The organism is Paraburkholderia solisilvae (genome assembly GCF_902859875.1).
In the GTDB taxonomy this organism is placed as follows: Bacteria; Pseudomonadota; Gammaproteobacteria; order Burkholderiales; family Burkholderiaceae; genus Paraburkholderia; species Paraburkholderia solisilvae.
Genome location: NZ_CADIKF010000043.1, coordinates 23,440 through 36,337 on the forward strand (window position 1 = coordinate 23,440; position 12,898 = coordinate 36,337).

At 59.9% G+C, this 12,898-nt stretch carries 11 protein-coding genes; 1 reads left to right on the forward strand and 10 read right to left on the reverse strand.

The annotated features are described in order from the left end of the window. Window positions 1-79: 79 nt before the first annotated feature. From HV675_RS23330 to HV675_RS23360, 7 genes are all read right to left on the reverse strand, one after another. Window positions 80-1,780: an ABC transporter substrate-binding protein gene (locus HV675_RS23330; protein ID WP_175113609.1), complete on the reverse strand. Its 1,701-nt coding sequence runs from the start codon at window positions 1,778-1,780 to the stop codon at window positions 80-82. 378 nt (window positions 1,781-2,158) lie between these two features. Next, window positions 2,159-3,211, reverse strand: coding sequence for a HoxN/HupN/NixA family nickel/cobalt transporter (locus tag HV675_RS23335; RefSeq protein ID WP_175113611.1), 1,053 nt, complete (start codon window positions 3,209-3,211; stop codon window positions 2,159-2,161). An 18-nt stretch (window positions 3,212-3,229) separates the two neighbouring features. After that, the gene (locus tag HV675_RS23340) at window positions 3,230-3,748 is read right to left on the reverse strand and encodes a cupin domain-containing protein (protein ID WP_175113613.1); all 519 of its coding nucleotides are present in this window, start codon (window positions 3,746-3,748) and stop codon (window positions 3,230-3,232) included. A 156-nt stretch (window positions 3,749-3,904) separates the two neighbouring features. Beyond that, window positions 3,905-6,010 carry an elongation factor G gene (gene fusA, locus HV675_RS23345; protein ID WP_175113615.1) on the reverse strand — a complete coding sequence of 702 codons (2,106 nt, stop codon included), beginning with the start codon at window positions 6,008-6,010 and terminating at the stop codon, window positions 3,905-3,907. 425 nt (window positions 6,011-6,435) lie between these two features. Further along, window positions 6,436-6,951: a DUF192 domain-containing protein gene (locus HV675_RS23350; protein ID WP_175113618.1), complete on the reverse strand. Its 516-nt coding sequence runs from the start codon at window positions 6,949-6,951 to the stop codon at window positions 6,436-6,438. Between the two features lie 147 nt (window positions 6,952-7,098). Next, window positions 7,099-7,287: a hypothetical protein gene (locus tag HV675_RS23355; RefSeq protein WP_175113620.1), complete on the reverse strand. Its 189-nt coding sequence runs from the start codon at window positions 7,285-7,287 to the stop codon at window positions 7,099-7,101. 401 nt (window positions 7,288-7,688) lie between these two features. After that, window positions 7,689-8,258: a pseudouridine synthase gene (locus HV675_RS23360; protein ID WP_175113621.1), complete on the reverse strand. Its 570-nt coding sequence runs from the start codon at window positions 8,256-8,258 to the stop codon at window positions 7,689-7,691. A 307-nt stretch (window positions 8,259-8,565) separates the two neighbouring features. On the opposite strand from HV675_RS23360, the gene icd reads away from it, so the two are divergent. Beyond that, a complete protein-coding gene (gene icd / locus HV675_RS23365; protein ID WP_175113623.1) occupies window positions 8,566-9,822 on the forward strand; it encodes an NADP-dependent isocitrate dehydrogenase in 1,257 nt (418 codons plus the stop codon). 90 nt (window positions 9,823-9,912) lie between these two features. Here the strand turns inward: icd and HV675_RS23370 are convergent, their stop codons facing one another. From HV675_RS23370 to HV675_RS23380, 3 genes are read right to left on the reverse strand one after another with little or no spacing between them, the layout of a single operon-like run. After that, a complete protein-coding gene (locus HV675_RS23370) occupies window positions 9,913-11,469 on the reverse strand; it encodes a hypothetical protein (RefSeq protein WP_175113625.1) in 1,557 nt (518 codons plus the stop codon). Next, window positions 11,466-11,876, reverse strand: coding sequence for a GtrA family protein (locus tag HV675_RS23375; RefSeq protein WP_175113626.1), 411 nt, complete (start codon window positions 11,874-11,876; stop codon window positions 11,466-11,468). The genes HV675_RS23370 and HV675_RS23375 overlap by 4 nt, the downstream gene beginning before the upstream one ends. A gap of 21 nt (window positions 11,877-11,897) precedes the next feature. Beyond that, a complete protein-coding gene (locus tag HV675_RS23380; RefSeq protein WP_175113628.1) occupies window positions 11,898-12,896 on the reverse strand; it encodes a glycosyltransferase in 999 nt (332 codons plus the stop codon). Window positions 12,897-12,898 lie beyond the last annotated feature (2 nt).

The window sequence follows — 12,898 nt, forward strand, 5'->3', positions numbered from 1 at the left end:
CAAAATGGTTGCGGCGAACAGGTGCAGCAGTGCATGCGGTTCCAGCCAATCCGGCAGCAGGATCGAAGGCGTTACCTCGTTACGCGGCAATCACCGCGCGATCGAAATACAGCTGTGCGAGCGCGGTGAAGCGCACGCCGTTCAGTTTGGCCCGTGCTGCAATCAACTGATCGTAAAAGAATGGAATGATCACCGGCGTTTCATCGAGCAATAGCGTCTGGATTTGCGCAGCAACGCGCTTTTGCGATGTGATGTCGAGCGCAGCGTCGAAATTCGCAACGAGCCTGTCGTACTGCGGATTCCGGAAATGCGCAGCATTCCACGTACCCGTGCTCGTCAACGGCGCCTTCAGGAACACGTTCGGCACGCCGCGTGCGCCGTAGTCGGTGATGCCGAGCGGCGCATCGAGCCAGTCGGATTTGCCCGGCACGCCTGCGCCGTAGTACATCGACTGGCTCTCGACCTTCAGATTGATGCGTACGCCGATCGCTTTCGCGTAGTTCTGCACGACCACCGCAAGGTCCGGCAGCTCCATGTACTTTTCGGTGGTGAGCGTGATGTCGAAGCCGTTCGGCACGCCCGCCTGCGCGAGCAGTTGCTTCGCTTTCGCGACGTCGATCTTGCGTTGCGGCACGCCCGTGTCCGAACAGGCAAACACCGGCGCGAACGGGCTGTCGTTGCCGACCTGCGCGCGGCCGCGAAACAGACCGCGGACGATCACGTCGCGGTCGATCGACAGCGCCATCGCTTGCCGGACACGTTTGTCCCTGAACTGCGGGCTGTCGTTGCGCATGTGAATCTGGCGGTGCGCGCTCGACTTCACGCCGATCACCTTGAAATCGGGGTTATTCAGCAGGCCCAGTCCGCCCTGCACGGTGAAGGTGCCCATCACGTCCGCCTGGTGGCCTTGCAGCGCGAGAATCTGTGCTTGCTGGTCTGCGTAGAACACGAACTGCACGCGTTCCGGCAACGCCTTTTCGCCCCAGTAGTCGGGATTGCGCACGAACGACGCGCCAACCTTCGGCTGATACTTCTCCAGCCTGAATGCGCCGGTGCCGATAAAGGTCTTTTCGTAATTGCCGGTGTAGCTCGCCGGCAGGATGATCGCGTTGTAGTTGTCCGACGAAACGTAGTACGGGAAATTGCCGGTCGGCGCGTCGAGATGGAATTCGACGGTCTGATCGTCGACGACCTTCGTGCCGCCTTTGGACAACACACCCTTCAAGACCGACAGCGCGGCCGAGCCGCTTGCCGGATCGGCGAGGCGATCGAAGGTCGCGGCCACGTCTTTCGCGGTGAACGCTTCGCCGCTCGTGAACTTCACGTTCTGGCGCAGTTTGAAGGTCCACACGTCGCCCTTCGCGTTCGGCTTCCACGACAGCGCGAGCGCGGGCCGCAGCATCAGCTTTTCGCTGTCGTCGTCGAGCAGGAATTCGCCGGTCTGGTTCAGCAGCGCCAGGCTGCCGGCGTCGGTAACGGTGAGTGGATCGACCGCGCCGGCCGGCATCAGATGCGCCACGCGGATCGTCGCGTTTGGTGCACCCGGTGCACCCGGTGCACCTTGCGCACGCGCGTCGCGGGGGGCGAAAAGGCAGGTGCCCGCGAGCGAAAGCCCGATCGCGCTTGCGTAGCGCAGCAGTTCGCGGCGTGACAGGCGGCCCGCGACGAATTCGTCGATCGCGTGATTGCCGTACGGATCGGCGCCTTGCCTGGCGCGGTCGAGGGCCCGGCGCAGATGCGGGAAACGCTGCAGGTACGGTAGGTCCGCGGGGGTCTTCATCGATGGATAGTCCGGTTCGTTCTGTTGAGCGCCATGCGCGACTGGGCGACCCGTGGCCGCGCGGCGGTGCGAGCGGTACTGCGACGATGGATGAGCGTTGAGTGTAAGCGATTGCCTGGAGGTTCGGCGCGTTTGCCGCGGCGAACCGCTGTGGCGGCGCCGGGGCCTGTCTCGCGTTGACAACGATCGGCGCTCGTTCGGGTGATGGCGTCGGATGGTGGCAGGGCGACGATAGGGTGGCGGGCGGGGTTGGCGCTTCGGCGATGGCGCCGGAACCGGCGTTGCGACGCCGGTGCGTTCAACGCGTGAGGCGGCCCGGCTGCACGGTGATTTCGTCGCTCGGCCTCGGCCTGGATTAAGTTCGGCCTCAGTGCGGTTTCATTGCGGCGCCGGCGCGCGCCGCCAGCGGTGAAACAGGATCGAGCCGATCCAGCACGCCATGAACGCGGCGACGATCGTATAGCCGAGCATGCCGAAGCGCGCATTGACCGCGGCGACGGCGTCCCATGCGCCGCCGGACAAGCCCAACCGGTCGGCGATGAGGCCGAGCGCTTCGATGCCGCCGATCACGATCGCGACCAGCGCCGAGACGAACGTGATGCTCGCGTTGTAGTAGAGCTTGCGTTTCGGATCGTCCATTGCCCAGCCATACGCGTGGACCATCAGCACGTTGTCGGTCGAGTCGACGAGTGTCATGCCGGCGGTGAAGAGCGCCGGAAACACGAGGATCGAATACAGCGGCAGGCCTTTGCTGGCCTCTGCGGCGGCGATTGCGAGCAGGCCGATTTCAGTCGCGGTGTCGAAGCCGAGGCCGAACAGCACGCCGACCGGATACATGTGCCAGCTTTTCGTGACGACGCGAAAGAGCGGCTTGAGCGCACGCGACAGCAGTCCGCCCGGCGCGGCCGCGTGTGCCGCGGCTCGATGGCTGGCGTGCACGGCGTCGGGGTCGCCGCCGCCATGCTGCGCGTGCCGGTAGCGGCGCCATACGTCGCGCAGGATCGCGAGATTCACGCCCGCCAGCACCAGCAGAAAGGTCGACGATACCAGCGTGCCGACCGTGCCCCCGACCGCCTTGAATTCGTCGAAGCGGCCATGCAACGATAGCGCAGTGAGCGCGATACCGATCGTCGCGGCGATCACGATGGTCGAGTGGCCGAGCGAAAACGCGAGGCCGATGCCGAGCGGCTGCTTGCCCTGCTGCATCAGCTTGCGTGTGACCGCATCGATTGCCGCGATATGGTCGGCGTCCACCGCATGACGCAGACCGAAGCCGTACGCAAGCAGCGCGGTGCCGAGCAGCAGCGGATAGTGGCGGAACGCGATCAGCGCCCACGCCCATGCGCTGAGATTCGCGGCTATCAACGCCGCATACAGGATGACGAGTTTGCGTGTCGGCGGGCTTGGGCGCGGCGTGGCGGTCGGCGTCATGAAAAAAGGGCGCTGAGGTCAGTGTTGATGCGGATGTTTATGGATCGGATCGACCCAGTAAACCGTTTCCGGCTTTTCGACCGCATCGATATTCAGATTCACGACGACGGCCTCGTTGTCGCTGCGCACCAGTACGCATTCGAGCGGCTCGTCGGTGCTCGCATTGATTTCCTGGTGCGGCACATACGGCGGCACGAAGATAAAGTCGCCCGGGCCCGCTTCCGCGGTGAACTCGAGGTGCTCGCCCCAGCGCATCCGCGCGTGGCCGCGCACCACGTAGATCACGCTTTCGAGCGCGCCGTGATGATGCGCGCCCGTCTTCGCATTCGGGTGAATCGTCACCGTGCCGGCCCAGATTTTCTGCGCGCCGACGCGTGCCGCGTTGATCGCGGCCGCGCGGTTCATGCCCGGCGTTTGTGCGGTGTTCGTATCGAGCTGGTCGCCGCGGATCACTTTCACGCCGTGCTCGCGCCAGTCGACTGGCTTGTCGTGTGCACCGTGCGCCGGTTGCTGCGGGTTGTCGTGGTCGTGGCTCATGAGTTGTCTCCTTACGCTGGCGCGGCGGGCGCGCTGCCAGTCATTCTGGCATGGTCAAAAATGGCTCGCATCGAAGCGGACTGTTCGTGCGCGCAAAGAAAAAGCCCGTTCGGAACGAACGGGCTTCGACAGGTCCGGCAAGACATTCAGTGCCGGTTACTTCTGCTTCGCGTTGATGATCGCTTCGGACACGTTGGTCGGCGTTTCGGCGTAGTGCTTGAACTCCATCGTGTACGTCGCGCGGCCTTGCGTGAGCGAGCGCAACGACGTCGAGTAGCCGAACATTTCCGCGAGCGGCACTTCGGCGCGCACCAGCTTGCCGCCGCCGCCCGCGATGTCTTCCATGCCCTGCACCATGCCGCGCCGGCCGGACAGGTCACCCATCACGTTGCCCATGAAGTCTTCCGGCGTCTCCACTTCGACGGCCATCATCGGTTCGAGCAGCACCGGCTTCGCTTTGCGCATCGCATCCTTGAAAGCCATCGAGCCGGCCATCCGGAACGCGTTTTCGTTCGAGTCGACATCGTGGTACGAACCGAAGGTCAACGTCACCTTCACGTCGACTACCGGATAGCCCGCGAGCACGCCGGCCTTCAACGTGTCCTGAATGCCCTTGTCGACCGCGGGGATGAATTCGCGCGGAATCACGCCGCCCTTGATCGCGTCGATGAACTGATAGCCCTTGCCGGGATCGGGTTCCAGCGAAATCACCGCGTGGCCGTACTGGCCGCGACCGCCCGACTGCTTGACGAATTTGCCTTCGACGCCTTCGACCTTGATGCGCACCGTCTCGCGATACGCAACCTGCGGCTTGCCGACGGTTGCCTCGACGCCGAACTCGCGCTTCATCCGGTCGACGAGGATTTCGAGGTGCAGCTCGCCCATGCCGGAGATGATCGTCTGGCCGGATTCCTCGTCGGAGGCGACGCGGAACGACGGGTCTTCCTGCGCGAGACGATTGAGCGCGATGCCCATCTTTTCCTGGTCGGCCTTGGTCTTCGGCTCGACGGCCTGCGAGATCACCGGCTCCGGGAAGATCATCCGCTCGAGGATGATCACGTGGTTCGGGTCGCACAGCGTGTCGCCGGTGGTCGCTTCCTTCAGACCGACGGCCGCCGCGATATCGCCCGCGCGCACTTCCTTGATTTCCTTGCGCTCGTTCGCGTGCATCTGCAGGATGCGGCCGAGGCGTTCTTTCTTTTCCTTCACCGCGTTGTAGACCGTATCGCCCGATTCGACGACGCCCGAGTACACGCGGAAGAAGATCAGCTGGCCGACGAACGGGTCCGTCATGATCTTGAACGCGAGTGACGAGAATGGCTCGTCGTCGCTCGGATGGCGTTCCGCTTCGTTGTCGTTTTCGTCGTGGCCGAGAATGGCGGGCACGTCGACCGGCGACGGCAGATAGTCGATCACCGCGTCGAGCATTGCCTGCACGCCCTTGTTCTTGAACGCGCTGCCGCACAGCATCGGCACGATCTCGTTGGCGATCGTGCGTTTTCTGAGCGCGCCCTTGATGTCTTCTTCGGTCAGGCTTTCGTGGTCTTCGAGGTATTTTTCGAGCAGCACTTCGTCCGCTTCGGCCGCGGCCTCGACCATCTTGCCGCGCCATTCGTGCGCGAGATCGACGAGATTCGCAGGGATTTCCCGGTACTCGAACTTGATACCCTGGCTCTCGTCGTCCCAGACGACCGCCTTCATCTTCACGAGGTCGACCACGCCTTCGAAATGCTCCTCGGCGCCGATCGGAATCTGGATCGGCACCGCGACGCCCTTCAGGCGCTCGCCGATTTGCCGCTGCACGCGGAAGAAGTCCGCGCCGACGCGGTCCATCTTGTTGACGAACGCGATGCGCGGCACCTTGTACTTGTTCGCCTGACGCCAGACGGTTTCCGACTGCGGCTGCACGCCGCCGACCGAGTCGTACACCATGCACGCGCCGTCGAGCACGCGCATCGAGCGCTCGACTTCGATGGTGAAGTCGACGTGGCCAGGGGTGTCGATGATGTTGATCCGGTGCTCCGGATAATTGCCGGCCATGCCCTTCCAGAAGGCCGTCGTCGCGGCCGACGTGATCGTGATGCCGCGCTCCTGCTCCTGCTCCATCCAGTCCATCGTCGCCGCGCCGTCGTGAACCTCGCCGATCTTGTGAGTCACGCCGGTGTAGAAAAGGATGCGCTCGGTGGTGGTAGTTTTGCCGGCATCGATGTGAGCGCTAATCCCAATGTTTCGATAGCGCTCGATGGGAGTCTTGCGGGGCACGTGAACCTCCATGGAATAGCGCGCCGCCTCTTGTCCGCCGGGCGGGTGACCACCCTATCCGGTCGGCTGCGGCGCGACTGGCAGAGACTACAAGGATAGCGTGTCGGATCGCCTTTTGCTTGAATCTTCCGCGCCGCGGCAAAGCGCAAGCGCGCGTGCGGCAAATCGCGTGGATGTCGTCGTGCAACGCGATGATGCGAGCGCTGCGGTGCTGCGCGCCGTGCGGATGCAGAAAACCGGCTTGCACGGATGGGTACGCAAGCCGGCTTTTGCGGGAGGATGAAGGCGCTTACCGCGCTTACCGCGCTTACCGCGCTTACCGCGCTTACCGCGATTGCGCGGTGGCGATGCGGCGCGCGGCGCCGGTTCGCTCGAATCGCGAACCGCTCACGCCGCGCGAGATGGCCGCGACCGTCGCCGCCGGGTCACTGCGGTTGCGGCAACCCTTGAATCTTCGTGCCGGGCTTGATGCCCTTCGACTCGAACCAGCCCTTGCTCATCTCGAGCGCGTAGACGCCGTTATTGCGTGGGCAATGGTTGTTGGTGGTTTCGGCCTGCATCTCGTCGATATCGGTGATCGTGCCGTCCGCGCGGATAAATGCGATGGACAGCGGGATCAACGTGTTCTTCATCCAGAAGCAGTGCACCGCGTTCTCGTTGAAGACGAACAGCATGCCTTCGTTCGGCTTGAGTTCGGTGCGGTACATCAGGCCCTGTTCGCGGTCAGGATCGTTCGCGGCGACGCCGGCGTCGATCACGAACATGCCGGCGGTCAGTTTCGCGCGAGGGAAGTCGCCGGGCTGCTTCGCGCCGGGTGGAATCTGCGCGAACGCATCGCGCGCCGGCAAGGCGGCAAACGACAGCGCGACGACCGACAACGCAACGGCAAGCGCACAGCGTGCCGCAAAATTCGCCCATAGCGAGCGCGGGTTGAATCGCACGACGGAACTCCTTGCTGAAGATGAATCGCGAATGTTACGCGAGCGCGTCGAAAAAGAAAAAGGCAGATAGCCTCGCGGCAATCTGCCTTTCAACGCCGTAAGAACGGCAGGTACAACCGTGTTCTTGACTGCGTTATCTCTTCAAACTTATTCCGAAGCGCCCGAAGCAGCGGCAGCCGCAGCAGCCTTCTTCGACGACTTCTTGTGTGCGTGCTTCTTCGTTGCCTTGTGAGCCGACGAAGCCGGAGCTGCTGCGTCAGCAGCCGGTGCCGAAGCTTGTGCGAATGCTGCCGTTGCGAAGAGGCCAGCGACCAGAGCGGCGATCAGTTTGTTCATTTTGTGAATCCTCAGCTTTAGTTAATTAACCAAATGACCCGTTGGTCGAGTCATGTCGTTCAACGTGTCATCCACCTTTCGGTTGACAGCCGCTTCACAGAAATTTCGATGGAAACTTTCGCGAGACGGCTGCGAGCTTGCGAGACCCGCGCGAGCGCGGCAGCGGGTTTGCAGGATGACGCGAAGGCCCGGCAGGGCCGAATGCCGGATAGCCCGGTCGGCATCTGCGCGTGTAACGCGTGGTGTCGCGCGGCGGTTGACGAAAATCTTTGTGAATTTTTGTCACATCGCGCGATGGCCGGAGGCAAGTGCTGTGCTCAGGCCGGCGAAGGGCGCTGAAATGCTTGCCGGTACAACGACTTAGACGATCCACGCGCGCATGCTGCGCGACGCGGGTGCGCTTACGCGAGTCCGTCCCACGGCGCGCGGGCGGGCAGTTCGCGCGTGTCGCCGGGCTCGAGGCCGAGTGAGAAGACATCGAGCGCGCCGACGCCGACGCGCACGAGGCGCAGCGTCGGAAAGCCCACGGCGGCGGTCATCCGGCGCACTTGCCGGTTCTTGCCCTCGGTGATGGACAGTTCGATCCAGGCGGTCGGAATTGCCGCGCGATGGCGAATCGGCGGGTTGCGCGGCCACAGCGTGTCGGGCGGCGCGACGAATGCGGCACGGCACGGACGCGTCACGTAGTCGCCGAGATCGACGCCGCGCGCGAGCGCTTTCAGGTCCGCGTCGCGCGGCGTGCCTTCGACTTGCGCCCAGTAGCGTTTGACAAGTTTGTGACGCGGCTCGGCAATGCGCGCCTGAAGCGCGCCATCGTCGGTGAGCAGCAGCAGGCCTTCGCTATCCGAGTCGAGCCGCCCGGCGGGATAGACGCCCGGCACGCGCACCCAATCTGCGAGCGACGCGCGCGTGTCATGCGGGGAGAACTGGCAGATCGTGCCGTAGGGCTTATTCAGGGCGAGCAGCGTCATGCGTAAATTTTCTGCGGCGAAAGGACGCGCTGCGGTACGTCGCAAGCGATAAGCTGCAAGGCGCACCGTGGCAAATGGCCGGATATTAATGCATAATACGCACCGCTCAGTCTTTTGTCTTATATAAGACCTAAGACATTGCGCGTTCGTGGATGCCAGCCTTCCCGTCGAAGCCTCCGGGCGCCGCGGTGGGCTAGAATAGCGGCTTGGCCGCTCATGGGCGTCAGGCCTGCGTGTACGACGAGCGCCCCGGTTTCGCAGTCTCCCCATCTGATTTCACCAGCACAGCCATTACTGGAGTCCGATCATGGCGTATCAGCACATCAAGGTTCCGACGGGCGGTGACAAGATCACCGTCAACGCGGATTTCTCGCTCAATGTTTCCGACCAGCCGATCATCCCGTACATCGAAGGCGACGGCACCGGTGTCGATATCACGCCGGTGATGATCAAGGTCGTCGATGCGGCGGTCGCGAAGGCGTATGGCGGCAAGAAGAAGATCCACTGGATGGAAGTGTTTGCCGGCGAGAAGGCGACCAAGGTCTATGGTCCGGATGTGTGGCTGCCGGAAGAAACGCTGTCGGTGGTGAAGGAATATGTGGTGTCGATCAAGGGCCCGCTCACGACGCCGGTCGGCGGCGGTATCCGCTCGCTGAACGTCGCGCTGCGTCAGGAACTCGATTTGTATGTCTGCCTGCGTCCGGTGCAGTACTTCAAGGGTGTGCCTTCGCCGGTGCGTGAGCCGGAGAAGACCAACATGGTGATCTTCCGCGAGAACTCGGAAGATATTTACGCGGGCATCGAGTGGGCCGCGGAATCGGAGCAGGCGAAGAAGGTCATCAAGTTCCTGCGCGAAGAAATGGGCGTGAAGAAGATCCGCTTCCCGGAAACGTCGGCGATCGGTGTGAAGCCGGTGTCGAAGGAAGGCACTGAGCGTCTCGTGCGCAAGGCTATCCAGTACGCGATCGACAATGATCGCCGCTCGGTTACGCTGGTGCACAAGGGCAACATCATGAAGTTCACCGAAGGCGCGTTCCGTGATTACGGCTATGCGCTTGCGCAGAAGGAATTCGGCGCGGAGCTGGTGGACGGCGGTCCGTGGATGAAGTTCAAGAACCCGAAGACGGGTAGCGAGATCGTCGTGAAGGACGTGATTGCGGACGCGTTCCTGCAGCAGATCCTGCTGCGTCCGGCTGAATACGACGTGATCGCGACGCTGAACCTGAACGGCGATTACGTCTCGGATGCACTGGCTGCGCAAGTCGGCGGTATCGGTATCGCGCCGGGTGCGAACATGTCGGATTCGGTCGCGATGTTCGAAGCCACGCACGGCACTGCGCCGAAGTACGCGGGTAAGGACTATGTGAACCCGGGTTCGGAAATTCTGTCGGCGGAAATGATGCTGCGCCATCTGGGCTGGACCGAAGCGGCGGATGTGATTATCGCGTCGATGGAAAAGTCGATTCTGCAGAAGCGCGTGACGTATGACTTCGCCCGTCTGATGGAAGGCGCGACGCAGGTGTCGTGCTCGGGCTTTGGGCAGGTGATGATTGAGAATATGTAAGCAGTGTAGTTTTTGAGGTATTGAGCAAAACCCCGGCACATGTCAGGTGCGCCGGGGTTTTTGTTTGTGTGTGCTTTTTATCAGATGCGGCTAGGCGCGACTGGTCAGTGGTGGCGGCGTCCAGTTCAGGATCGCTTGCGCAGCGGATACCACGACGGCGATCGAGGATGCGAAAAGGCAAACCATGAGCGGCGCCTGCATGGCGATGTACCGTTCAATGTCGAAAGTGTGTACAAGCGCAATGAGAAGATTGGTGGATACGTAGATTGAAAAAAGCGAAATGAAGGTCGCCCGAATTTCCATTGGTATATGTGCGCGCGCTTTTCGAGAAAGCATGCACACAAACAGAGTTACGGCCGCCAGCGGTATCAGGATGACAAATAGTGCGTTAAATACGTCGGGATCGATGGTTCGAAAGCTTGTGTTTTTGCCTAGATCTCGCATGCATTCATCATGAAGAGTTGCAAACAGGGATCCGAGTTTTACGCCTTCGGAAACAATATTACAGTTAATGGGAGTTGGCGCGTCCTTGGCTGACAACGGAAAACTTGTCAGGTATGAGAACTGCGTGCCGATTCTATTGGCGACGATAGTAGGTGAATATAGGGCTGATTGAATATATGTTTGAATGAAAAATTCACTTGCTGCGACCGGGGTTTTGTGAAATGTCGTACTCAGGATCTCTGCGGCCGGCCCGTACATACATTTGTCACCGTTAAAACCGTTTAATACCCACCAACCTGGACCCGCGTCGAGAATTTTTTTCAATTCAAGCTGTAGTGGGATATTTGTTTGCGGTTGCTTTTGGTTCAAATATCTGTAGACAATGTCCGCGTTATTGCAAAATAGCGTTTCAGGACCAAATGTCGTGCTAACGGCGAAATCATACTTTTTTTGGAGTGTCTTCTCAAACAGGTAGAGGGGAGTGACTAGAAACAATCCAGCCATCGCGATGGCAAAAGCTGCTTTCCGAGACGTCTTTTTCGAATTGATAGCGACGGTAAGCGGGGTCGCAACTGCGGACAAAATAAAATGAGGTTTGACGAGAGGGATAACTGCTCCCAAAAAGGCAAGCGATAGCAAAGTCCATTTTTTTGCCGTCGACTTTTTCGTCGAAAAATGCATCGCAATCAGCAAAATTACCAGCGTAAGAAGGGCCGAATAAAGCGGCTCGGGCATTACAGTGTAAGCTAAGGCCAGTGCACTGCCATTGAAGCAAAATAAGGCAAAGCCGGTGCTAAACAAAATCGCTGAAATCACCCAGCTTACGCGGGTCTTAAACTGGATGCTTTTGAATATTACAACCATCACAATCCAACAGCAAACCAGCGTGATGCAATAGAGCGCATGCTGCGCAATCAGAATAGTCCGTTGAGATCGATGTATCTCCATAAGGATTGTCAGGAACATCGGAAAGACGAAGCCACGTCCATTTGTGTGAACGTAAGGCTGCCCATCCATGTAATGAGCGGCGGGATAGAGATAGCCAATTGAATCATCCAGGATCGTGAGCACGCTGGAAGTGGCCAGGATATTGATAATTCCTGCGAGACAAACAATAATATTGAAAGTTGCAAACAATACGACGAGCTTGTCATTTTGAGGGTGGCTAAATCCGCTGCGATTTGCCGAATTTAGTGCTTTCATAATGAATCAAACGACCGTTTGTATTTAAATAAAAAAAGGCGGGACGCGCAGAAATTAATAAACATTCCAGCAATACTGCCGCCACCCACACCAAGAAAAGGGTGTTGCGCAACGACCGGGACAATTGCTATCAATATTACATAGGTCGCATAATTCACGGCACCGCCTCCGAGCATCAAGAAAAGGTAGATCATGAATTCTTTTCTCGTTGATTGCCCAGAATGAAGTGATCGAAAGGTCAGCGCGCGGTTGATCAGCCACGTGGTGAATACCGCGCACAGAAAGGAGATGACACGGGACAGATAAAGTCCCAACGATGGCGCGAGGCAATATAACACTCCCGCGTCGACCAGAAAACCGGCAACTCCGGATAGTATGAACCAGAAAAATGGGCGCAAAAACTTCAATAGTTTGTACTCTGAATCGTATTAGAGGGCTGCAGCCTTGGCGACGGGCTGCATCGAAACTGATTCATGTATCTCTTCACTCGCGGATTTTACCGGAACGGAAAGATACGAGAGCCGCTTGAGTTCCTGCCGGCCCCTCGCGACGTTATCGAGAATCAGCCCGGAAAATAGTGACAACAAAGCGCAAACCATAATGGCGGCCGACAGAATAGCCGTTGGGATTCTCGCGACGAGTCCCGTCTCGAGATAGGTAACCAGTAGCGGAACAGTTATCCCGACCGACAACAACGCAAGCAGCAACGCAACGATACCGAAGAACGCAAGCGGTCGTTCCGTCACGTACAGTTTGACAATCGTCCTCAGAATCCGCCAGCCATCCCGGAACGTGGACAGTTTGCTCGCCGACCCTTCCACGCGTGCGCCATACGGAGTTGTGATCTCACCGATCGGCATGCGGAGTTCCAGTGCATGAACGGTCAGTTCGGTTTCGATTTCAAACCCCTTTGACAGTGCTGGGAACGACTTCGCATACCGCCGCGTAAATACGCGGTAACCGGAGAGCATGTCGGTAAAGTGGCCGCCAAAAATCTGAACGACGGCTTGTGTCAGCAAGCGGTTTCCCCATTGATGGCCACGCCGATACGCCTCGCGCGCGATGTCCCGGGGCGTCGCGCGGCAACCCACCACCATGTCCAGTCGCTCGTCGACTAGCTTGTCGATCAATGCCGTTACCGATAGTGCGTGATAGGTGCCATCTCCATCGACCATCACATAGATGTCAGCTTCGACGTCCGCAAACATCCGGCGCACGACGTTACCCTTGCCCTGCAACGTCACCCGCATGACTTGCGCTCCGTGCGCACGCGCGATGGCTGTTGTATCGTCGGTAGAATTATTGTCGAAAACAAAGACGTCGATGCCGGGCATCGCGCAACGAAATTCACGGACGACTTGCGCAATCGACAGACCCTCGTTGTAGCAGGGAATGACAAGCGCGACGTTCAGGCCACGATATGACACAA

What these genes read in the sequence shown, in the direction of transcription:
- HV675_RS23330 (WP_175113609.1), bottom strand. Translation starts at nt 1,780, where the DNA reads ATGAAGACCCCCGCGGACCTACCGTACCTGCAGCGTTTCCCGCATCTG.
- HV675_RS23335 (WP_175113611.1), bottom strand. Translation starts at nt 3,211, where the DNA reads ATGACGCCGACCGCCACGCCGCGCCCAAGCCCGCCGACACGCAAACTC.
- HV675_RS23340 (WP_175113613.1), bottom strand. Translation starts at nt 3,748, where the DNA reads ATGAGCCACGACCACGACAACCCGCAGCAACCGGCGCACGGTGCACAC.
- HV675_RS23355 (WP_175113620.1), bottom strand. Translation starts at nt 7,287, where the DNA reads ATGAACAAACTGATCGCCGCTCTGGTCGCTGGCCTCTTCGCAACGGCA.
- HV675_RS23360 (WP_175113621.1), bottom strand. Translation starts at nt 8,258, where the DNA reads ATGACGCTGCTCGCCCTGAATAAGCCCTACGGCACGATCTGCCAGTTC.
- icd (WP_175113623.1), top strand. Translation starts at nt 8,566, where the DNA reads ATGGCGTATCAGCACATCAAGGTTCCGACGGGCGGTGACAAGATCACC.
- HV675_RS23370 (WP_175113625.1), bottom strand. Translation starts at nt 11,469, where the DNA reads ATGAAAGCACTAAATTCGGCAAATCGCAGCGGATTTAGCCACCCTCAA.